This window comes from Rhodobacter maritimus (genome assembly GCF_058747975.1).
This window is the reverse complement of sequence record NZ_CM179095.1, coordinates 2312726-2334017: the sequence shown is the minus strand read 5'-3', so window position 1 is coordinate 2334017 and position 21292 is coordinate 2312726. Positions and strand designations below refer to the sequence as shown.

General features: G+C 66.1%; 21 protein-coding genes. 7 read left to right on the top strand and 14 right to left on the bottom strand.

Annotated features, from left to right (window positions below; translation table 11 throughout):
* Positions 1 to 95: 95 nt before the first annotated feature.
* Positions 96 to 980 carry a formyltetrahydrofolate deformylase gene (gene purU / locus AC4PTO_RS11885; protein WP_492728728.1) on the bottom strand — a complete coding sequence of 295 codons (885 nt, stop codon included), beginning with the start codon at positions 978 to 980 and terminating at the stop codon, positions 96 to 98.
* Between the two features lie 245 nt (positions 981 to 1225).
* Here purU and AC4PTO_RS11880 point away from each other — a divergent pair, with 245 nt between their 5' ends.
* The gene (locus tag AC4PTO_RS11880) at positions 1226 to 1495 is read left to right on the top strand and encodes a DksA/TraR family C4-type zinc finger protein (protein WP_492728726.1); all 270 of its coding nucleotides are present in this window, start codon (positions 1226 to 1228) and stop codon (positions 1493 to 1495) included.
* A gap of 17 nt (positions 1496 to 1512) precedes the next feature.
* On the opposite strand, the gene AC4PTO_RS11875 is transcribed toward AC4PTO_RS11880, so the two are convergent.
* The 7 genes from AC4PTO_RS11875 to rpiA all read right to left on the bottom strand — a co-directional run bounded on the left by AC4PTO_RS11875 (position 1513) and on the right by rpiA (position 8201).
* Positions 1513 to 1836, bottom strand: coding sequence for a 2Fe-2S iron-sulfur cluster-binding protein (locus AC4PTO_RS11875; RefSeq protein WP_492733609.1), 324 nt, complete (start codon positions 1834 to 1836; stop codon positions 1513 to 1515).
* Positions 1837 to 1998: 162 nt separating this feature from the next.
* Positions 1999 to 3468, bottom strand: a complete 1470-nt coding sequence (locus tag AC4PTO_RS11870) for a DegQ family serine endoprotease (protein WP_492728724.1) — start codon at positions 3466 to 3468, stop codon at positions 1999 to 2001.
* A gap of 132 nt (positions 3469 to 3600) precedes the next feature.
* Positions 3601 to 3798: a DUF2065 domain-containing protein gene (locus AC4PTO_RS11865; protein ID WP_492728722.1), complete on the bottom strand. Its 198-nt coding sequence runs from the start codon at positions 3796 to 3798 to the stop codon at positions 3601 to 3603.
* Positions 3795 to 4682 carry a protease modulator HflC gene (gene hflC / locus AC4PTO_RS11860; RefSeq protein WP_492728720.1) on the bottom strand — a complete coding sequence of 296 codons (888 nt, stop codon included), beginning with the start codon at positions 4680 to 4682 and terminating at the stop codon, positions 3795 to 3797. Before hflC ends, AC4PTO_RS11865 begins: the two co-directional genes overlap by 4 nt.
* Positions 4682 to 5857, bottom strand: a complete 1176-nt coding sequence (gene hflK, locus AC4PTO_RS11855; RefSeq protein WP_492728718.1) for an FtsH protease activity modulator HflK — start codon at positions 5855 to 5857, stop codon at positions 4682 to 4684. Before hflK ends, hflC begins: the two co-directional genes overlap by 1 nt.
* Before the next feature lie 67 nt (positions 5858 to 5924).
* Entirely contained in the window at positions 5925 to 7289 is a 1365-nt protein-coding gene (gene gorA / locus AC4PTO_RS11850; RefSeq protein ID WP_492728717.1) for a glutathione-disulfide reductase, read from the bottom strand.
* Between the two features lie 126 nt (positions 7290 to 7415).
* Positions 7416 to 8201 carry a ribose-5-phosphate isomerase RpiA gene (rpiA, locus tag AC4PTO_RS11845; RefSeq protein ID WP_492728715.1) on the bottom strand — a complete coding sequence of 262 codons (786 nt, stop codon included), beginning with the start codon at positions 8199 to 8201 and terminating at the stop codon, positions 7416 to 7418.
* A 206-nt stretch (positions 8202 to 8407) separates the two neighbouring features.
* On the opposite strand from rpiA, the gene AC4PTO_RS11840 reads away from it, so the two are divergent.
* On the top strand, positions 8408 to 9787 hold the full coding sequence (locus tag AC4PTO_RS11840) for an L-serine ammonia-lyase (RefSeq protein ID WP_492728713.1): 1380 nt from the start codon (positions 8408 to 8410) through the stop codon (positions 9785 to 9787).
* Between the two features lie 100 nt (positions 9788 to 9887).
* Here the strand turns inward: AC4PTO_RS11840 and AC4PTO_RS11835 are convergent, their stop codons facing one another.
* Both AC4PTO_RS11835 and purD read right to left on the bottom strand, forming a co-directional pair.
* The gene (locus tag AC4PTO_RS11835; RefSeq protein WP_492728712.1) at positions 9888 to 10877 is read right to left on the bottom strand and encodes a hypothetical protein; all 990 of its coding nucleotides are present in this window, start codon (positions 10875 to 10877) and stop codon (positions 9888 to 9890) included.
* A 195-nt stretch (positions 10878 to 11072) separates the two neighbouring features.
* The gene (gene purD, locus AC4PTO_RS11830; RefSeq protein WP_492728710.1) at positions 11073 to 12335 is read right to left on the bottom strand and encodes a phosphoribosylamine--glycine ligase; all 1263 of its coding nucleotides are present in this window, start codon (positions 12333 to 12335) and stop codon (positions 11073 to 11075) included.
* Between the two features lie 82 nt (positions 12336 to 12417).
* On the opposite strand from purD, the gene xseA reads away from it, so the two are divergent.
* A complete protein-coding gene (gene xseA, locus AC4PTO_RS11825; RefSeq protein WP_492728708.1) occupies positions 12418 to 13959 on the top strand; it encodes an exodeoxyribonuclease VII large subunit in 1542 nt (513 codons plus the stop codon).
* 6 nt (positions 13960 to 13965) lie between these two features.
* On the opposite strand, the gene AC4PTO_RS11820 is transcribed toward xseA, so the two are convergent.
* Together AC4PTO_RS11820 and AC4PTO_RS11815 are read right to left on the bottom strand one after the other, a co-directional pair.
* Positions 13966 to 14382, bottom strand: coding sequence for a hypothetical protein (locus AC4PTO_RS11820; protein ID WP_492728707.1), 417 nt, complete (start codon positions 14380 to 14382; stop codon positions 13966 to 13968).
* Between the two features lie 85 nt (positions 14383 to 14467).
* On the bottom strand, positions 14468 to 15601 hold the full coding sequence (locus tag AC4PTO_RS11815; RefSeq protein ID WP_492728705.1) for an alkane 1-monooxygenase: 1134 nt from the start codon (positions 15599 to 15601) through the stop codon (positions 14468 to 14470).
* 105 nt (positions 15602 to 15706) lie between these two features.
* Between AC4PTO_RS11815 and AC4PTO_RS11810 the strand changes: the two genes are divergently transcribed.
* The 3 genes from AC4PTO_RS11810 to AC4PTO_RS11800 all read left to right on the top strand — a co-directional run bounded on the left by AC4PTO_RS11810 (position 15707) and on the right by AC4PTO_RS11800 (position 18282).
* Positions 15707 to 16345, top strand: coding sequence for a lysoplasmalogenase family protein (locus tag AC4PTO_RS11810; protein ID WP_492728703.1), 639 nt, complete (start codon positions 15707 to 15709; stop codon positions 16343 to 16345).
* Between the two features lie 92 nt (positions 16346 to 16437).
* Positions 16438 to 17565 carry a signal recognition particle-docking protein FtsY gene (ftsY, locus tag AC4PTO_RS11805; protein WP_492728701.1) on the top strand — a complete coding sequence of 376 codons (1128 nt, stop codon included), beginning with the start codon at positions 16438 to 16440 and terminating at the stop codon, positions 17563 to 17565.
* A 114-nt stretch (positions 17566 to 17679) separates the two neighbouring features.
* Complete coding sequence (locus tag AC4PTO_RS11800; RefSeq protein ID WP_492728699.1) at positions 17680 to 18282, top strand: inner membrane-spanning protein YciB; 603 nt, start codon at positions 17680 to 17682, stop codon at positions 18280 to 18282.
* Here AC4PTO_RS11800 and AC4PTO_RS11795 read toward each other — a convergent pair.
* A complete protein-coding gene (locus AC4PTO_RS11795) occupies positions 18279 to 18971 on the bottom strand; it encodes a glutathione S-transferase N-terminal domain-containing protein (protein ID WP_492728697.1) in 693 nt (230 codons plus the stop codon). The genes AC4PTO_RS11800 and AC4PTO_RS11795 overlap by 4 nt on opposite strands.
* A gap of 138 nt (positions 18972 to 19109) precedes the next feature.
* Between AC4PTO_RS11795 and metZ the strand changes: the two genes are divergently transcribed.
* On the top strand, positions 19110 to 20285 hold the full coding sequence (gene metZ / locus AC4PTO_RS11790; protein WP_492728695.1) for an O-succinylhomoserine sulfhydrylase: 1176 nt from the start codon (positions 19110 to 19112) through the stop codon (positions 20283 to 20285).
* Between the two features lie 34 nt (positions 20286 to 20319).
* Here metZ and AC4PTO_RS11785 read toward each other — a convergent pair whose 3' ends face one another.
* Positions 20320 to 21144: an FkbM family methyltransferase gene (locus AC4PTO_RS11785; protein ID WP_492728694.1), complete on the bottom strand. Its 825-nt coding sequence runs from the start codon at positions 21142 to 21144 to the stop codon at positions 20320 to 20322.
* Positions 21145 to 21292: the final 148 nt, after the last annotated feature.

Here is a 21292-nt window from a genome sequence, read left to right as displayed (position 1 = left end):
CCCTCGCACCGGTCGAGGGTGAAAATGCACGCCCCTTCATCTTCGCGCAAATATCCCGGGGGCAAGGGGGCAGAGCCCCCTTTTTACAGATCGCCTCAGCCCATCCGCTCCGAGGCGTAGGAGCCGGGCGAGGCCGGGAAGACCACCGTCTTGTTGCCGTTCAGGAAGGCGCGGTGATGGATATGGGCGTGGATCGCACGGGCCAGCACCTGCGCCTCGACATCGCGGCCAAGGCTGACGTAATCGTCGGGCGATTGCGCATGGGTGATGCGCACGGTGTCCTGCTCGATGATCGGGCCCTCGTCCAGGTCGGCCGTCACATAATGCGCCGTCGCCCCGATCAGCTTCACGCCGCGCTCATAGGCCTGCTTGTAGGGGTTCGCGCCCTTGAAGGAGGGCAGGAAGGAATGGTGGATGTTGATGATCCGCCCCGACATCTTCTGGCACAGCGCATCCGACAGGATCTGCATGTAGCGCGCCAGAACCACCAGCTCGGCCCCGGTTTCTTCGACCACGGCCATCATCTGCGCCTCGGCCTGGGGCTTGTTGTCCTTGGTGACGCGGATGCAGTGGAAGGGGATGTCGTGGTTCACCACCACCTTCTGATAGGTCATGTGGTTCGAGATGACGCCCACGATCTCGATCGGCAGCGCACCGATCCGCCAGCGATACAGAAGGTCGTTCAGGCAGTGGCCGAAATTCGACACCATCAGAAGCACCTTCATCTTCGCGGTGCCGTCATGGATCGCCCAGTCCATCTCGAACGGATCGGCCACGCCGGCAAAGCCGTCGCGCAGCGCCTCTACCGTCGCGCCGGTTTCGGGATGGAAGGTGATGCGCGTGAAGAACTGCCCGGTCAGCGGATCGTCATACTGATGCGAATCGGTGATGTTGCAACCGTTCTCGGTCAGGAAATTGGCGATGGCGGCCACGATCCCGCGGCGCGAGGGGCATTTCACGGTCAGCACGAATGAAGTCATCTGGCGTCCTTTCAATCCCCGCTCGGGCCGGGAGGTGTATCTGGCTGCACTTATCCGTTCCCGCGCGCCCGCCTGCCAGCCGGGAAGCGACGGCGCGGCACCGAAATGCGGCGATATGCCGCTGAGATGCGCGACGCGGGTTTCCGATAGTGGGCGCGGGGCGGCGGGCCGCGACGGGGCGCGGGCTTTGACGCGGGCGCGGGGGCCGGGCTATGCTGTCCGGGTCGGAACGGGGGACAAGGGCGATGGCAGGCGGCTGGGCACAGGACGGTGCGGTGAACGAACAGATCGAGGCGAGCCTTGCCGATGAGCTGGCCCGCCTGAAGGCGCGCCGCCGCCCGGTCGGCGAAAGCCTCAGCCATTGCGCCGAATGCGGTGAGGAAATCCCGCAGGCGCGGCGCGCGGCGCTTCCGGGCGTGAAGTTGTGCATCGCATGTCAGCAGGACCGCGATGCCCGCCCGCAGCTTCGCCGCGGCATGAACCGCCGCGGCTCGAAGGACAGCCAGCTGAAATAGGCGCGGCCCGCGCGGCCTCAGATCTGCTTTTCGGGAATGTTCACCACAAGCCCGTCAAGCTCGGGCGTGACCTTGATCTGGCAGGTCAGCCGCGAGCGTTCCGGATCGGGCTGCCATGCGAAATCGAGCATGTCTTCTTCCATCGGATCCTTGGCGGGAAGCTTGTCGGTCCAGGCCGGATCGACATAGACGTGACAGGTGGAACAGGCACAGGCACCGCCGCAATCCGCGTCGATCCCCGGAACGCCATTGTCGCGGGCGCCCTCCATGACGGTCATGCCGGGCTTCACCTCGACCTCGTGGCGGGTTCCGTCATGTTCAACATAGATGATGTTCACCATTGTCATGCCTTCCAGATTCCATGGGCAGGGTCCGGCCCGGTCGCTTTTGGCGAAGGGTGTAAGGGATCGCCGCGGCATTTGCCAGAGCCGGCAGGCGGCGAGGCGAAACGGCAACGGGCGCCCGCAGGCGCCCGTCCGTGATCTTGCAGGGAAAGGGGGGCTTTACTCGACCGGCAGCGCCACGAAGCGCGGCTCTCCGCCCCGGCGGATCAGCAAGAGAACCGACTTGCGCCCGGCATCCTTGGCCTCGTCGATGCGCGCCTGAAGATCGTCCAGCGTCGCAACCGGACGCTGGCCCGCCTCGACGATCAGGTCGCCCGCGCGCATGCCCTTGGCAAAGGCCACGGTGTCTTCGTCGAGCGATTTCACCACAAGCCCGGTCGCGCCGCTGGACAGGCCCATCTCGGCGGTCAGTTCGGGGTTGAGGGGGGTGACGACCATGCCCAGCATCTCGCTTTCCGAGCTTTGCGGCTTGGCGGCGGCGGCGGGCACGGCCTCGCCCTCGGCCAGTTCGCGTCGGCCAAGCGTGACCAGCAGGGTCTCGCTCTTGCCTTCGCGCAGCACGGTTACGCGTACGGCCTCGCCCGCGGGGGCATCGGCCACGCGGCGCACCAGGTCGCGGGTGTCCTTCACCTCGCCGCCGTCGAAGGCGGTGATGATGTCACCCGCCAGCATGCCGGCATCCCTGGCCGGGCCTTCGGGAACATCGGTCACCATCGCGCCCGAAACGCCGGACAGGCCAAGCGCCTCACTCATGTCGGGGGTCACGTCCTGGATCTTGACGCCAAGCCAGCCGCGGCGGGTCTCGCCGTATTCCTTGAGCTGGTTGACCACCTTCTGCACCACGTTCGACGCCATCGAGAACCCGATCCCGATCGAGCCGCCATTGGGCGACAGGATCGCGGTGTTCACGCCGACGACCTGTCCGTCCATGTTGAACAACGGCCCGCCTGAGTTGCCCCGGTTGATCGCCGCATCGGTTTGCAGATAGTCGTCATAGGTTCCCGAAAGCTCGCGGTTGCGGGCCGAGACAATTCCGGCCGAAACCGAAAAGCCCTGGCCAAGCGGGTTGCCCATGGCCATCACCCAGTCGCCCACGCGCATCGTGTCGCTGTTGCCGAAGCTGACGAAGGGCAGGGGGCTGTCGGCTTCGACCTTCAAAAGCGCCACGTCGGTTTTCGGATCGGTGCCGATCAGCTTGGCGTCCAGCACCTTGCCCGAGAAGAACTCGATCTTGATCTCGTCGGCGCCCTCGATGACGTGGTTGTTGGTGACGATATAGCCGTCTTCGGAGATCACGAAACCCGAGCCGAGCGCGTTCGACCGGCGCGGGGCGCGCTCGGCCGGACCGTTGGGGCCGTTCGGGAAGCCGAAATCGCGGAACAGGTCCTCGAAGGGCGATCCGGGCGGGAACATCGGGCCGGGCTGGGCCGGGGCCGCGACCGTGGTGGAGGTCGTGATGTTGACCACCGAATCCGAGACCTGTTCGGCGAGTTCGGCAAAGCTCTCGGGCGCGGCGCGTGCCTCGGCTTCGTTGATCGGTGCCATGGCGATCGAAAGCGCAAGCATTGCCGCCGTCATGACGCGGCGCGCGCCGCCCGGCACTGCAAGCGCAAGTTGCTGTGAGGTCATTGCATTGCTCCCCTTGCTGGTTGTCGGCTGGCCCCCTGCTTCTGGCCGGACGCCATGCTCTTGCATAGATACCTAGGTGGGGTCGGAGGCAAATGAAAGCCCGTCGCGCGGACTCAAATCAGCGTGATGCCCCTATCCCGTCACCACCCGCGACAGCCAGAGTGCCACAGTGCCAAGCGCCACGGCAATCAGGCCAAGCGCGCGGCGCCGGTCGCGCGACAGGCTTGCGAAGAAGAATAACACCTGTTCGATACGCGAAGGGGCCAGCGCAAGCGCCAGCCCCTCGATCACGAAAACAAGCCCGATCCCGAAAAGGATCGCCTCGATCATTGCGCCTGGCCTTCTCCGATCGAACGCAGGAAACGCTCGTAATCGAAATAGACGCTGTCGGGCTGCGTCACCAGCGAGGAGGTGCCCGCCCGCATGCTGCGCGTATAGAAGTTGAGCGAGCGGGTAAAGGCGAAGAAGTCCGGATCGCGGTTGAAGGCCTCGGCATAGATCGCGTTGCGTTCGGCATCGGCCTCGCCGCGGGTGATCTCGGCCTGCTTGCGCGCCTCCGATGTCACCTCGACGACGGTCCGGTCGGCGGTGGCGCGCACGCGCTGCGCGGCCTCGCCGCCGCGGGCGCGTTCGTCCGCCGCCTCGCGCTCGCGCTCGGCGCGCATCCGGGCGAAGGTTGCGGCAAGGTTCTGCTCGGGCAGGTCGGTGCGCGTCAGGCGCACGTCGATCACGTCGACGCCAAGCGCCGCTGCCTCGCGCCGGGCCAGATCGCGGATCCGGTTCATCAGCGGCGTGCGGTCGGCCGACAGCACCGAGGTCGACGGGACCGAACCCAGAACCTCGCGGATGGCGGCGTTGATGATGCTGTCAAGCCGCGACTTGGCGACCTGTTCGCCACCCGCGCCCACGGCCTCGCGGAACTCGACCAGATCGACGATGCGCCAGCGGGCAAAGGCGTCCACGACAAGGCGGCGGTCGTCCAGCGGCGTCACTTCAAGCGGTTGCGTCGGCAGGCTGAGGATGCGGTCCTCATAGGTGACGACCTGCTGGATCAGCGGGATCTTGAAGCCGAGGCCGGGATCTTCCTTGACCTGCTTGACCTGACCGAATTGCAGCACCAGCGCCTTTTCGCGCTCGTCCACCACGAAGAGCGAGGACAGGACCAGACCGGCAAGGATTACCAGGGCGGGAACGATAAGTTGCATGCGGTTCATCAGTTGGTCCCCCCGGTGCTGGCGTCATTGCTGCCGCGGCGCAACTGGTCAAGCGGCAGATAGGGCACGACCCCCGATCCGCCATCCGATCCCGACACACCGTCGAGGATGACCTTGTCCACCCCGCCCAGAATGTTCTCCATCGTTTCCAGATACATCCGGCGCCGGGTCACATCAGGCGCCTTGGCGTATTCCTCATAGACCGAGATGAAGCGCGCGGCCTCACCCTGCGCCTCGTTCACGACGCGCGCGCGGTAGGCCTCGGCATCCTCGAGCAGCCGGGCGGCTTCACCGCGGGCGCCGGCCGTGACCTGGTTGGCATAGGCGTCGGCCTCTTTCTCAAGCCGGTCGCGTTCCTGCTGCGCGGCCTGCACTTCGCGGAAGCTGTCGATCACCTCGCGCGGCGGGTCGGCGCGGTTGAAGTTCACCCGCACCACGTTGATCCCGGCCTGATAGCTGTCGAGCGTGGTCTGCACCGCAAGCCGCAGGTCGGCGGCGATCACGCCCCGGTCGCGGTTGAGGATCGGGGCAAGCTCGGACCGCGCGATGATGTCGCGCATCGCGGATTCCGAAACCGCGCGGATCGTGTCTTCGGGATCGGCCAGGTTGAACAGGTAGTTCGCCGGGTCCGAGATGTTCCAGACCACCTGGAATTCGATATCGACGATGTTCTGGTCGCGCGTCAGCATCAGGCCGCTGTCCACCGCGCTGCTGCGTCCGGTGCCGATTTCGGTGGTCCGCTCGCCCGTCACCTGCACGATCTCGGCGGTGACGACGGGCCAGGGTGCGAAGTTCAGGCCGGGATTGCCCGTCGCCTGGTAGCGGCCGAACATCAACTCGACCGAGCGTTCCTCGGGTTTCACGGTGTAGAACGAGGAAAAGGCCCAAAGCCCCGCGGCCGCCAGGGCCGCAAGGCCGATCGTGCCGCGCGTGAAGGCCGGGCCCGAGGGGCCGCCGGCCCCGCCGTTTCCGCGCCCGCCGCCACGCCCGCCGCGTCCGCCCATCAGAACGCGCAACTGCTCGGACCCCTTTTTCATGATCTCTTCGATCTCGGGGATCGGCGCACCCTCGCCGGGCCGGCGCGGGCCGCGCGGGCGGTCGTTCCGGCTGTCGCGGTCGTCATCATCTCCGCCACCCGAACCGCCGCCGGTTCCCCAGGGACCTCCGTTGCTCATCCGTTCCTCACCTTCTTCAATATCTTCAATGGTCTTACCCAGCGACTTGGGCATGTTAGCGGAGAATTCAAGCACTCCGCACGGGTTTTCGCATCGTCACCAGCTCTTCCGACATGGTCGGATGAACGGCGCAGGTGCGGTCGAATTCTTCCTTGGTCGCGCCCATCTTCACCGCGATCGCGGCAAGCTGGATCATCTCGCCCGCCTCGGGGGCGACGATATGGCAGCCCAGCACGCGCCGGTTTTCGGCCGAAACGATCAGTTTCATCATCACCCGTGCATCGCGCCCGGCGAACATGGATTTCATCGGGCGGAAGGATGTGGCGTAAACCTCGATCGGGCCGGCCTCGCGCGCGGCCTCTTCGGTCATGCCCACGGTGCCAATCTCGAAGGGCTGGGTGAAGACGGCCGATGCGACCAGCGCGTGATCGGCCTGGCGCGGCATGGCGCCGAAGACGGTATCGGCAAAGGCATGGCCTTCGCGGATCGCCACCGGGGTCAGGTTGATGCGGTCGGTCACGTCCCCCACCGCATAGACCGAGGGGATGTTGCTTTGCGACCAGCCATCGACCAGCACCTCACCCTTGCGGCCAAGCGTCACGCCGGCCTCGGCCAGCCCCAGCCCGTCGGTATTGGGCACCCGCCCCGTGGCATAGACCACCGCGTCATAGGTCCGGTCCGAGCCGTCGGTGGCCTTCACCCGGATGCCGCCCCCTTCGGCGCGCGCCATCGAAAGCACATCGGTGCCGCAATGGATCGTCACCCCGGTTTCGCGGATCAGTTCGGCGACATGGCCGCGCGCCTCGTCGTCGAAGCCGCGCAGGATCTGCGCGCCGCGGTAGAATTGCGTCACCTCGACGCCCAGCCCATTCATGATGCAGGCGAATTCGCAGGCGATGAAGCCGCCGCCGACGATCAGGACCGAGCGGGGCAGGGTGTCGAGCCGGAAGACCTCGTTTGAGGTGATGGCCAGCTCCGCCCCGGGGAAATCGGGAATGAACGGCCGCCCGCCTGTGGCGATCAGGATGTGTTTCGCGCTTACCGTCCGCCCCGAGGCCAGGCGCACCGTATGCGGATCGACCAGCGTCGCGCGGCTGTCGTGCACGACCACCCCCGCGCCCGAAAGCCCGCCGCGATAGGCCGCCTCCAGCCGGTCAAGCTCGCGGTCGAGTTGGCCGCGGAAACGGGCCCAGTCGAAACCCTCCTGCCGCACGTTCCAGCCATAGGCCTGCGCGTCCTCCATCGCGGCGCGATAGCCCGAGGCGAACACCATCAGCTTCTTGGGCACGCAGCCGCGAATGACGCAGGTGCCGCCCATGCGGTATTCCTCGGCCAGGGCAACATTGGCGCCATGCTCGCCCGCCGCGATCCGTGCGGCCCGCACCCCGCCCGAGCCGCCGCCGATGACGAAAAGATCATGATCGAAGCGCATCTGCCGTCCTTCCGTTTGGCGGCACCGCCGGGCACCGCAGCACAGGACTTAACCACGCCCGCCCCAAGGGGCAAGCCAAAGGGCGCGGCTGGGGGTGGCCTGTTGCGGGCGGGCCGGGGCCGGGCCTCAGTCCAGATCGGCGAAGATATTGCCGGAATCGCCCATGTCCACGCTGTCATGGGCGACGGTGCCTTCGTTGATGTCGCGCACCTCGACCTTGCCGTCGCCGCTGCCGATCACGACCACGTCGCAGATGTCGATGAACAGCCCGTTCTCGACCACGCCGGGGATCTGGTTCAGCACCAGGCTCAGCTGGCGCGGGTTGCCGATCCGGTTCAGGTGGCAATCCACGATATAGTTGCCCTCGTCGGTGACGAAAGGCTGCGCGCCGTTCATGCGCAGCGCGGTGGTGCGCCCCAGTACGTCCATGCCCGCCAGCACCTCTTCCAGAAGCGCGCGCGTGGTCTGCCAGCCGAACGGCACCACCTCGACCGGAAGCGGGAATGCCCCTAGGTTGACCACCTCTTTCGCGGCATCCGCGATGACGATCATCTGGTCCGAGGCCGTCGCCACGATCTTTTCCTGCAACAGCGCCCCGCCGCCGCCCTTGATCAGGTTCAGCTGCGGGTCGAATTCGTCCGCCCCGTCGATCGTCAGGTCAAGCCAGCGGGCCTCGTCCAGCGTGATCACCCGGATCCCGAGCTGGCGCGCCAGCTCTGCCGTGCGGGTCGAGGTGGGAACGCCCGTGACCTGCATCCCCTCGTCGCGCATCCGTTCGGCCAGGCAGCGCACCATCCAGGCGGCGGTCGATCCGGTGCCAAGCCCCACGCGCATGCCATCCTCGACGAATTCCACCGCGCGCTTCGCGGCGGCAAACTTGGCTTTGTCGATCGGTGAAAGTTCGGCGGGCATCGGCGGCTCCTTGCGGTGGGGTGGGACGCCCCGCTTATAGGCAATCGCGCCGCGGGGCGCGAGTGCGAATCCGCCCCGCCCATCGCCGCAATGGCCCCGCCCCCCAGTGGGGCAACAGCGTGAAATCACCCCGGCTTGTCGTTTTCGGCCTTCGGTCTGCGCGCGGGGTTTGGCATGGTGGACCAGATCGCGCGAACGGGGGATACATGTTTCTGAGCGTCTTTGACATGTTCAAGGTCGGCGTCGGGCCGTCTTCGTCGCATACGATGGGTCCGATGGTGGCGGGCGGGCGGTTCCTGGACCTGCTGCGCGCCTCGCCGTTTCATGCCCATGGTCTGCGCGCAAGCCTGCACGGCTCGCTTGCCTTCACCGGCAAGGGGCACGCCACCGACCGGGCCACGATCCTCGGGCTGGCGGGATTCTTGCCCGAAAGCTACGAGGCCGAGGCCGCCGAGGCCGTCTTGCAGGCCAACCGCGACACCGGCGTGCTTTCCCCCGAGGGGCTTGGCGCGTTGCAGTTCCGGCCCGCGCAGGACCTGATCTTCGATTTCGACCACGCCCTGCCGGGCCATGCCAACGGCATGATCCTGATGGCCACCGACGCGCAGGGCGACGTGATCCTGCAAGAGATCTATTATTCGATCGGCGGCGGCTTCGTGCTGACCGAGGCCGAGCTGTCGGCCGTTGACGATCGCGCGCTTTCCGCGCCCTCGCCGGTGCCGTTTCCCTTCCGCACCGCCGAAGAGATGCTGACCATGGCCCATGGCTCGGGCCTGGGCATCGCGGGGATGAAGCGCGCCAACGAACGCCGCTTCCGTCCGGAGGCCGAGATCGACGCGGGCCTTGCCCGGATCTGGGCGGTGATGAACGATTGCATCGAACGCGGCCTGTCGACCGACGGCATCCTGCCCGGCGGCCTGAAGGTGCGCCGCCGCGCCAAGGCCATCCATGAAAGCCTCAAGGCCGAGCATGGCATGAACCTGACCGCGCCGCATGTGATCAACGACTGGATGTCCACCTATGCGATGGCCGTGAACGAGGAAAACGCCGCCGGCGGGCAGGTCGTGACCGCGCCCACCAACGGCGCCGCGGGCGTGGTGCCCGCCGTCATCCGCTACTGGCTGGACCATGTGCCCGGCGCAACCTCGGCCCGGATCCCCGAATTCCTGCTGACCGCCGCCGCCATCGGCGGGCTGATCAAGCACAATGCCTCGATCTCGGGGGCCGAATGCGGCTGCCAGGCCGAGGTCGGCTCGGCCGCCGCGATGGCCGCGGCGGGGCTTTGCGCGGTTCTGGGCGGCACCCCCGAACAGATCGAAAACGCCGCCGAAATCGCGCTGGAACATCACCTCGGCATGACCTGCGATCCGGTGAAGGGGCTGGTGCAGGTGCCCTGCATCGAACGCAACGGGCTTGGCGCGATCAAGGCGGTCTCGGCGGCCTCGCTTGCGCTTCGCGGCGACGGCACGCATCTGGTGCCGCTTGATGCCGCGATCGAGACGATGCGCCAGACCGGCCGCGACATGCACGAGAAATACAAGGAAACCTCGCTTGGCGGGCTGGCCGTCAACGTGCCAAATTGCTGAGCGGAGCGGCGGCTTTTCCATAATGGCGCGTTCAAGGCGCTATGGCGAATGTCGGCGTGGAGCCCATCTTGCTAATTGGGCAGGCGGCAACGAAGATCTGTCACTTGGTCAGTTGGGCTTGAATAAGGCTCCTAACCATCTTTAGGGTCTGCCCAACCATTTCTTCGTCCAAATCAATTTGTCTGCCGTGCATTAGCGAGTTTCTGGTTTCAAAAATTTTCCGCATCCGTTTCTCAATATCCGAATCAATTTCCAGCGCGCGTAGCGTGCTGACTTTGCCAAGGTTGCTGAGAACATCCGTCATATTCCAATTCTCTATTCGCTTACGAATTGCGGCATCTTCCTCAGGCAACGGGTCAAGTGCATGCAACAATTTGTGCCTTAAGAAACTCTCCAGAGAGACGGCCCCATCCAAGATCGCGCCTCGCAAGTCGCCTGCAGAATGTCGCCGCATGGCTTCGTGCCAAAGATCAATCCAGATTGGTGGCTGTAGTCTTGCATCCAGTGCTTCCCGCATCGCGCTCCAGGCTTCAACTGAAACCGCTGGCAACCGGGTGATCACAATGGTGTCGTTGAAGCTAGCAACATACTTCAAGGGATCGGCAGACGCGATATAACGCCAGCTTGGGTGCGCATCATAGCCTACCGTAGGTGACCCAAACAGGTGGCAACTGGTCTTCCATCTTAGGATGCGACACCAGAGGTCAAAAGCACGGGAGGCGATGCTTGAGATCGACCTGCCCGCCTTTTGGAACTTCTCATGCGAGTTCCTCTCCCAGAAAAGTGCGTTGGCCTTTTCCTCAGATTTGAACATTGCCTCATCAAAAACGATCCCGTCATTTTCCTGCAGTTCGACGGTTACGAAGATGAGATTGACGGAGACCTCTAGGCACTGGCTGCCGCGCGAAGCGACACATCTTGCAATCTTCTTGTGGGCGATGTCTGATTTCTCGTCATCCATGAAGTAGAAGTTGCGGGATAGTGAGACGCTAACTTTTCGACCTTCAAAGACGAACTCATGAGCCGAGCCCAGCAACTCCGCGACGACAACGAGGTCTACCGGCATCTCACAGCGAAGCACAAAATCCATCGTTCCCACCAAAAAAGGTTTCGGAGGAGACACTACGCCCCCAGTCTCGATACGTACATACCAAGTGCGCGGAAGATGCTGCTAGGTGTTAGTGTTAGTTTCATTTTCAACGGCCGCTTCGTCCGCTTTGCTGACATTCCGGTGAGTGCGCCGAATGGTCGTAGCGGTTCCCGAAATCCAACTGTCGCGCGCTGATCAGAGCGCGCGCCAGCCGATGTCGCGGCGGCAGAAGCCCTCGGGCCAGTCGATCGCGTCGATCATCGCATAGGCCCGCGCGCGCGCCTCTGCCAGCGTCTTGTCCCGCCCGGTGACGTTCAGAACCCGCCCGCCGGTGGCCACGACGCCCCCGTCGCGCGCCGCGGTGCCCGCATGAAAGACCATCGAGAAGCTGTCCTCGGGCAGCGCGTCCAGACCGCGGATCACGCTGCCTTTCTTGTAGCTGCCCGGATAGCCCCCGGCCGCCATGACCACCGTCAGGGCGTGGTCATCGGCCCATTGCGCCTCAACCTCGTTCAGGCGGCCCTCGGCGCAGGCGAGGAGAAGATCGAGGATCTGCCCGCCCAGGCGCATCATCAGCACCTGGCATTCCGGATCGCCGAAACGGACATTGTATTCGACCAGCCGCGCCTGCCCGTCGCGGATCATCAGGCCTGCGTAAAGCACGCCCTGAAAGGGGGTTCCGCGCCGCGCCATCTCGGCCACGGTGGGGCGCACGATCTGCTCCAGCACCGCGTTCTGGATGGCATCGGTCAGCACCGGGGCGGGGGAATAGGCGCCCATGCCGCCGGTATTGGGCCCGGTATCGCCGTCGCCCACGCGCTTGTGGTCCTGCGCGGTGCCGACGGGCAGCACGTTTTCGCCATCCGACAGGATGAAGAAGCTTGCCTCCTCGCCCTCCATGAATTCCTCGATCACCACTTCGGCCCCGGCCGCACCGAACGCGCCGCCGAAGATCTCGTCGATGCCCGCAAGCGCCTCGTCCAGCGTCATCGCTACGATCACGCCCTTGCCCGCGGCCAGCCCGTCGGCCTTGACCACGATCGGCGCGCCCTGCGCGGTGACATAGTCCTTCGCGGCCCCGGCCTCGGCAAAGCGCGCCCATGCGGCGGTGGGGGCGCCGCAGGCATCGCAGATTTCCTTGGTGAAGGCCTTCGAGGACTCGAGCCGTGCCGCCGCGGCCGAGGGGCCGAAGCAGCGCAGGCCCGCATCGCGCAGCCGGTCGGCCACGCCCGCGGCCAGCGGCGCCTCGGGGCCGATCACGACGAAGTCGATGGCGTTCTCTTCGCAGAAATTCACCACGGCCGCGCCGTTCTCGGGGTCCAGATCGGCGCATTCCGCGATCTGCGCGATCCCGGCATTGCCCGGTGCCACGATCAGCCGGTCGCATTTGGGGTTTTGCTTGATCGCCCAGGTTAGGGCATGTTCGCGCCCGCCGCCGCCCAGCACCAGAATATTCATCGCCTGTCCCTCTTGGCCTTCGGTTGCTGGCCTTCTAAGGTCTGGGGGACGATCAGGCAAGGCGGGCAGGCAAGGCAGGCGGATGGACCTTCTGGACGACGAAAGCAGCGGGCCGGGCGGCAATGCCCATGACTATACCGTCTCGGAGATTTCCGGCGCCGTCAAACGCGTGATCGAGTGCGAGTTCGGCCGCGTCCGCGTGCGCGGAGAGGTGGGGCGCGTGTCGCGCCCGGCCTCGGGGCACATGTATTTCGACCTCAAGGACGACCGCGCGGTGATCGCGGCGGTCAGCTGGAAGGGGCAGGTCGCGCGGATGCAGGTGCGCCCCGAAGAGGGGATGGAGGTCATCGCCACCGGCCGCATGACGACCTTTCCGGGGCAGTCGAAATACCAACTGATCGTGGATGATGTCGAACCCGCGGGCGCCGGTGCGCTGATGGCGATGCTGGAAAAGCGCCGCAAGGCGCTTGCCGCCGAGGGCCTGTTCGATCCCGCGCGCAAGCAGCCCCTGCCATGGCTGCCTGTGGTGATCGGCGTCGTCACCTCGCCCTCGGGCGCGGTGATCCGCGACATCCTGCACCGCCTGCGCGACCGGTTTCCGCGCCGCGTGCTGATCTGGCCGGTCGCGGTGCAGGGCCAGGCCTGCGCGCCCGAGGTCTCGGCCGCGATCCGGGGCTTCAACGCGCTGCCCGAGGGGGGGGCGATCCCGCGCCCCGACCTGATCATCGTGGCGCGGGGCGGCGGCAGCCTTGAGGACCTGTGGGGCTTCAACGAGGAAATCGTGGTGCGCGCGGCCGCCGAAAGCCGTATCCCGCTGATCTCGGCGGTGGGGCATGAAACCGATACCACGCTGATCGACCATGCCGCCGACCGGCGCGCGCCCACGCCCACGGCGGCGGCCGAGATGGCGGTGCCGGTGCGCCTGGAGCTGCTGGCGCGCGTCGACGAGGGGGCCAGCCGGATGACCCGCGCGGTCCGCGCGCGCAACGAGGCGCGGCGCCAGCGGCTGGTGGATCTGGCGCGTGGCCTGGGCCGCCCGCAGGCGCTGACCACGCCCGCGCGGCAGCGTTTCGATCTGATGTCCGACCGGTTGGTTCCGGCCCTGCGCGCCGTCACCGGGCGCAAGCGCGAGGCCTTCGCGCCGCTGGCCGCGCTGATCTCTCCGCGCATGCTGGGCCGTTACATGGCCGATGAGCGCCGTCGCCTGACCGGCCTGGGCGCGCGCCTTGCCCCCGCGCTTGCCCGCACCCGCGACGAGGCGGCGCGGCGCAACCGGCGCGACCGCGAGGCGCTGGAGGTGCTTGGCGCACGGCTGGAGCGCGCGCCGCAGGTGCAGCTTGCCGATCTGCGTAAGGGGCTGGAGCGGCTGGACCGGCTGCGCCAGACGCTGGGTTATACCGAAACCCTGCGCCGGGGTTATGCCGTGGTGCGCGGCGCGGACGCCCTTGTCACCAGCCGGGCCGAGGCGCTTCGCCATCCCGTGCTGGAGATCGAGTTCCACGATGGCCGCCTGCCGGTCGGGACCCCCGCCCCCGATGCCGCGCCAGAGGTCCGGCCGGCGGCGAAACGGCCCGCGCGCAAGGACAAGGACGATGTGCCGCCCGATCAGGGCAGCCTGTTCTGACAGGGGTCAGACGCCGACCTCGGGGCCCTGACAGCTTAGCGGTTCGGGGCTTTCGCTCAGCGAGACGAGGGGTTCGTTCTCGTCATCGCCAAGAAAGCGCGCCATCAGCCCCTCGGGGGTGTCGTGAAACGTCCAGCATTGCAGGCCGCTGTCGTCGCGGTAGTCGAAGCAGATGTAATCGCCGTCCTGAAACCAGGTGCCTTCCTTGCACTCGCCCTCGGCGAACGCCCAGATGACCTTGTGGCCGGGCAGGTATTGTTCAACGCCGTAGGGCTGGCCGAAGGCGGAATAGGTGATCGTGCGCCCGATCGTGCGCGCGTCGAATTCCTCGGCGCTCAGCGGCGGTTCGGCCAGGGCCGCAAGCGAGGGGAAGGCCAGCGACAGGCCAAGCGCAATCGTGGCAGCGGCATGTGCAGGGTGCATGAATGTCTCCGTCGCGGTTTGGGCCAGACTGCCAGAAAGCACGCATCATCGCCAGCCACAGGGCCGTGAATGCGCAACCCGCCGCCTAGCGCCCGCCCGTGACGGCGGCCACGCGGCGGTCCATCATACGCCGCCACAGCGGGGGAACCATGGCGATTGCGGCCATCACCTGAAGCGGGCGCGGCAGGAGCGGCCGTGCAGAATCGCCTGCATCGCCAAGGCGCAATGCGGGGTAGGCGCGGGTCGGATGTGCGTGGTGGTCCGAATGGCGCGGCGCGTTCAGCATCCATAGCGACGAGACCGGATGCGGCGCGTCCCAGCTGTGTTGCGGGCCCACCGGCTCCAGCCGGTCAAGCGCAAGCTGGCGGCGGCTCAATCCGTAATGTTGCACATAATCGGCCAGAAGAATCTGAAGTTGCGCATGTGCGCACAGGAGCAGATAGGCCAGCAACCCGCCCAGACCGAAAACCGCCATGGCCGCCGCGATGAAACCCGCGCCGCCCAGAATGTAGCTGTAATAGGGATTCATGACCCGGATCTGCGCGCCGATGCCTTGTGCCGGCGGCCGGGTAGTGCGCAGGTTCTGCTCCATCTCGAACCCTGCGACGAAAGAACCGGGCCAGGCGCGCGCCGCGAAATCCCAGAACCCCTCGCCAAGTTGGGCGGAATTCGGATCGTCGGGGCTGGCGACGAAACGGTGATGCACCAGCCGGTGCGCCGAGGTGTGATGGCCGAAGAGCAGCGAGATATATACCCATTTGCCCAGCCGGAAGAGGAACCGGTTCGAGCGGTGGATCAATTCATGCGCGTTTGAATTCGAAACCTGCCCGAAGAACAGTCCAAAGCCGAGGAACACAGCGACGCGGTCCCAGCCCGACAGGCCCGTGCCCCCGGTCAGCGCGAAAAGCGTAAGACCAAGCGCCGCGAAATGGGCGATGGCAAGCGTGGCCGAAAGCCGGTCGGCGGCGGGAAACTCGGTCCCTTCGGGGGCATCCGGCGCGGCGGTGGCGATCAGCCGGTCGGCCAACGGGAACAGGATCGCAAGCGTCACGAAGGCACCCCAGGCAACGATTCCGCCTAAAAACGCGCCCAGAATCAGAAATGCCAGCGGCGCCAGCGTGGCGATGGCAAAGCTGCGCACCCCGAAGGCTGCACGCGCCGCCGGTCCTTGCGGATTTCCGGGTGCGGACTTCTTCAGGCGGGAAAGCAACGCGTTCATCACAGGCCTTGGCAAAAGCTCGGGTTAAGCGCGGCTATTGCATCATTCCGACAAGAATAGGGCAAGGGCTTGCGCCGTGCGAGGTTTTCTGAGCTTGTGGCCCGCATGCCGCTGTCCTTTCCCGCCTTCATCCTGCTGGGTTCCGCTGCTGCGCTTGCGCTTTGGCAGGGCGTGTTTCTTGCGACAAAAGGGCCGGGGGTCACGAAAACTATCGTGAAGACCGGGGCGGTGGCGGCGCTTGTCCTGCTTGGGCTGGTGGCGGGCGCGCCGGGCTGGATCGTTCTGGGGCTCGCGCTTGGGGCGCTTGGCGATCTGGCCTTGTCGCTTCCTGGATCGCGCGCCTTTCTGGCCGGCATGGCGGCCTTTGCGGCGGGGCATCTGTGCTATGTCGCGGCCTTCGTCGGGCTGGGCGCGGGCGTGCCGTCCTGGCCCGCGCTGCTGGGGTTTGCGGCGCTTGGCGCCTCGACCGAGCTGTGGCTGGCGCCGCGCACCGGGGCGCTGCGATGGCCGGTGCGGGGCTATGTCGTGGTGATCGTGGCCATGGCGCTTGCCGCCCTGGGCTTGCCCGAGGGGCGGGGCATTCTGGTGTTTGGCGTGCTGGCCTTCGTCGCCTCGGACCTGCTTCTGGCGCTGGAGATGTTCGTACTGGGCGATGGTCCATTGCGGGCGGGGGTAAAGCGGCTTTTATGGGCACTTTACTGGTGCGGGCAGGCGCTGATCGTGCTGGGATCGTTGCCCGCATGATCGCCGACCCTTCCATCGCGGCCCCGGATTGATTAGGTGAAAAGACATCCGGCGCCCCGGAAGGCGGCCCCGATCCAAGCGAAAGGCCCCCGATGTCCTTTTTCCAGAAGCTGAAAGCGCGGCTCACGAAGTCTTCCTCGAAACTGGAGGAGGGGCTTGAGGATATCGTCGCCGAGGCCCCCGCGCCGGAAGAGGCCGCGCCCGAACCTTCCGAACCCGAGGCCGTTGCGCCCGAGGCGCCCGCGCCCGCCATGCCGGTCGCAACGCCCGCCCCGGTGCCAGAGCCGCAGCCCGCACCGGCCCCGGCCCCCGAACCCGAGGCGCCTACGAAGAAGGCGGGCCTGTTCGGCCGCCTTCTGGGGCGCACCGAAGAGGCGGAGGTGCCGCGCCGGGTGCTGGACGATGCGATGCTCGAAAGCCTGGAAGAGCTGCTGATCCGTTCGGACATGGGGGTCGATACCGCCCTGCGCGTGACCGCCAACCTGGCCGAGGGCCGCATGGGCAGGCGCCTCTCCGTGCCCGAGATCCAGGGCCTTCTGTCCGCCGAGATCGCCCGCATCATGGAGCCCGTCGCCCGCCCGCTGCCGCTTTATCCCAAGCGCCCGCAGGTCGTGCTGGTGGTCGGGGTCAACGGCTCGGGCAAGACCACGACGATCGGCAAGCTGGCCTCGCAATTCCGCGCGGCGGGCAAGAAGGTGGTCATCGCGGCGGGCGATACGTTCCGCGCCGCCGCGGTCGAGCAGCTTCAGGTCTGGGGCGACCGGGCCGGCGTGCCGGTGCTGACCGCGCCCGAGGGCTCGGACCCGGCCAGCCTTGCCTTCGACGCGATGACCAAGGCGCAGGCCGATGGCGCGGACCTGCTGATGATCGACACCGCGGGCCGGTTGCAGAACCGCGCCGACCTCATGGAGGAACTGGCCAAGATCGTGCGCGTGATCCGCAAGAAGGACGAGACCGCACCGCATAACACGATCCTCGTGCTGGATGCGACCACGGGGCAGAACGCGCTGAGCCAGGTCGAGACGTTCCGCAAGATCTCGGACGTGTCGGGGCTGGTGATGACCAAGCTCGACGGCACCGCGAAAGGCGGCGTCCTGGTGGCGCTTGCCGACCGCTTCGGCCTGCCGATCCATGCCATCGGCGTGGGCGAACAGATCGACGACCTGGCGCCTTTCGACCCCGGAGAATTCGCCCGCGCGCTTGTCGGGCAAGAGGTTTAGGCGCTGCGCGGCTGGTGCAAAACCGACAGCCGCGTGCCGGTTTCGCCGCCTGCAATGGCGGATAGTTGAACAAATCGAACATTTCGCGTGATGCGAGGAATGCAGGACGAACAGATGGCTGGACGCAAGATCAACCCCTGGCTCAAGGCTGCGCTGGAATTTGGCCCGCTGCTGATATTCTTCGTGGCCTTCGCGCGGCTGAAGGGCGAAACCCATGTCATCGCGGGCACGGAATATTCGGGCTTCATCCTTGCCACGGCGGGGTTCGTGCCGCTGATCGTGCTTAGCACGCTGGTCTTGTGGCGGTTGACCGGGCGGCTTGCGCCGATGCAGATCGCCACGCTGGTTCTGGTGGTGGTGTTCGGCGGGCTGTCGGTCTGGCTGAATGACGAGCGTTTCTTCAAGATGAAGCCGACGATCATCTATCTGATCTTCGCGGGCATCCTGGGGCTGGGCCTGTTCCTGCGCCGCCCGTGGCTTGCGCTGGTGATGGAAGAGACCCTGCCGATGGAGGCCGAGGGCTGGCGCATCCTGACGCAGCGAATGGCGCTGTTCTTCCTGGCGCTTGCCGTCGCCAACGAGGTGATCTGGCGCAACATGTCCGATCAGGCCTGGGTCAACTTCAAGACCTTCGGCCTGACCGTGCTGATGTTCGCCTTCTTCATGGCGCAGGGCCGGTTGTTCGCCCGCTACGGGATCGAGAGGAAAGACCCCTAACGCCTGAACAGGACCGACTGCGCGGCGCGGTCCTTCGCGGGATCGTTGCGCATTTCGGCGGCCACGGCGCGGCCACGCTGCACCGCGGGGCGCACGGCCATGGTATCAAGCCAGCGGGCCATGTTGGGCTTGTCCTCAAGGGTCTGTTCCTGGCCTTCCCAGAGACTGGCCCAGGGCCAGATTGCGAAATCCGCGATCGTGGGCGCATCGCCGGCCACGAACGCGCCCTGCGCCAGTTGCCGGTCCAGCACGCCGTAAAGCCGCGCAACCTCGCGCCGGTAGCGATCCTTGGCGTAGGGCAGGTCCTGCGGCGGGTCCATGGCCGGGGCGTATTTCAGGAAGTGGTGCGCCTGTCCGGCCATGGGGCCAAGCCCGCCCATCTGCCACATCAGCCATTGATCCACGGCAACCCGTTCGCGCTCGGTCCTGCCGCAGAAGAGGCCGGACTTGCGGGCAAGGTATTGCAGGATCGCGCCGGATTCGAAGATGGACAGGGGCGCGCCGTCGGGGCCATCGGGGTCGATGATGGCGGGCATGCGGTTGTTCGGCGCGATCTTCAGGAAATCGGGCGCGAACTGTTCGCCCGCGCCGATATTGACCAGGTTGATCCGGTAGGGCAGCCCCATCTCTTCCAGCGCGATGGTGATTTTCCAGCCGTTCGGCGTGGGCCAGTAATAAAGTTCGATCATCTCAGCCTCCTGTTCGGGTGCGCAGCATGACAGTTGGGCCACGATCCGCAAGCGCCGCGCCGCCCTTTCCATTGACCGGCGCGCGCGCGCTTGTTATCGCCAGAGCGGAATCGCGACAGCCTGTCGCAGGAGGCGCCCATGGCCGATTGGAAGACCCGCACCAAGCTTGTTCACGAAGGTATCCGCCGCAGCCAGTATGGCGAGATGGCCGAGGGCATCTTCCTGACGCAGGGTTTCGTCTATGACAGCGCCGAGCAGGCGCAGGCGCGCTTTGTCCAGGCGGGCGATGACGAATTCATTTATGCCCGCTACGGCAACCCCACCACCCGGATGTTCGAGGATCGCATCGCCGCGATCGAGGGCACCGAGGACGCCTTTGCCGCCGCCTCGGGGATGGCCGCGGTCAACGGGGCGCTGACCGCGATCCTGAAAGCGGGCGATCATGTCGTCGCGGCGCGGGCGCTGTTCGGATCTTGCCTCTATGTGCTTGAGATCCTTGCCCGTTTCGGGGTCGAGGTGACGCTGGTCGACGGGCTTGACCTGGACCAGTGGCGCGGTGCGGTGCGCGCCGACACGAAGGCCGTGTTCTTCGAAAGCGTGTCGAACCCGACGCTCGAGGTGATCGACATCCGGGCCGTGGCCGAGATCGCGCATGGCGTCGGTGCGCTGGTCATCGTGGACAATGTTTTCGCCACGCCGGTCTTCAGCCGCGCGGTCGCGTTGGGTGCCGATGTGGTGGTCTATTCCACGACGAAGCATATCGACGGCGGCGGGCGCGCGCTTGGCGGGGTGATCTGCGGCACGCGTGACTATATCCGCGGCCCGCTCGAGACCTACATGAAGCATACCGGCGGCGCGATGAGTCCCTTTCACGCCTGGATCATGCTGAACGGCATGCAGACGCTGGATCTGCGGGTCCGTGCGCAGGCGGCCAATGCCGCGGCCGTCGCCTCGGCCACGGCGGGGCATGCCAAGGTTGCGCGCGCGATCTATCCGGGCCTGATGGATCACCCGCAGCATGCGCTGGTGATGGAGCAGATGGGTTCGGGCGGCACGATGGTTTCGCTGGATATCGCGGGCGGGCAGGAGGCGGCGTTCCGCTTTCTCAACGCGCTTGAGATCGTCAAGATCTCCAACAACCTCGGGGACGCGAAATCCATCGCCACCCACCCGGCCACGACGACGCATCAGCGTCTGCCGCAAGAGCAGAAGGACCTGCTGGGTATCACGCCGGGGTTGGTGCGGATCTCGATGGGGATCGAGGACGGTGCGGATCTGGTTGCGGATGTGATGCAGGCGCTTGACCGCGCCTGAGCGGGGTGCGGGCGGTTCGCCGCCCGCCCGCTGCTCAGATCCGTGACAGCACGCTGTGGAAATATTCCACGCAGCGGCGCGCCCGGTCATGGTGGCGCAACAGGCTGGCGCGCAGGAAGACGATATTGTGCTGCGCCGTCATCTCGAAATCGCGCGCCACGGGAACAAGGCCCATTTTCATCATAGCGATGCTGACATCGGTCGCTAGCCACTGGTCTTTCCAGTATTGCTTTTCCTCGACCTCGATCATCACGACATTGGCGCGTTTCAGCACGTCCTGCGCGCCCGAGATCAGCTGGCGGGAGGCGCCTTCCACATCGATCCACAAGGCGCAGCGCGGGCAGTCCGGAAAGGCGTCGTCCAGCGTTGTGCAGGGGACCGTGACCTGCCGGACGGGGTAGTTGTCCTCGCTGCGGGGCAAAAGGCTGTTTGCCGCGAAATTCTCGGTCCCGTCGTCGCGCATGTTCAGTGTCAGCGTTCCGGTATGGTCCGAGACGGCACAGTGACGATAGTCGATGCGCAGTTTTTCGAAGGGCTGGCTGGCCGAATAGGTCGCGTAATTCTCGGGGCTTGCCTCGAAGGCGACGATGCGGGCCTTGGGCAGGAACGTGCGCACATGGCGCGAGGCGAAGGCGGTTTCCGCGCCCGCCTCGATGAACAGCCGCGGTTCGGTTTCGCGCACGAGGCCGTAAAACAGCTTGGTAAGGGCTTCGTTCGATTTCTTGCGCTTGGGCACGTCTTGCCAGAAATTGCCCATCCGCGCCTGTGCCAGCAGGTTGGCGTCGTGCAGGAGCATCATTTCGGAATAGCTCACAAGGCCAAGCTTCTTTCGAACGGCGGACAATGTCCTGCGGATCATCGCATGCTCCCCTCAACCTCTGCGGGCCATTAAGCACGTTCCCGTCATGCGCGCAAACCGCCGCGACCGATAAGGGAAAGCCATGGCAAGGGCGCAACGGTGCGTGGTTTTGCGATTGCGCCCGTTCCGGCCGCCCGCGATAGTCCCG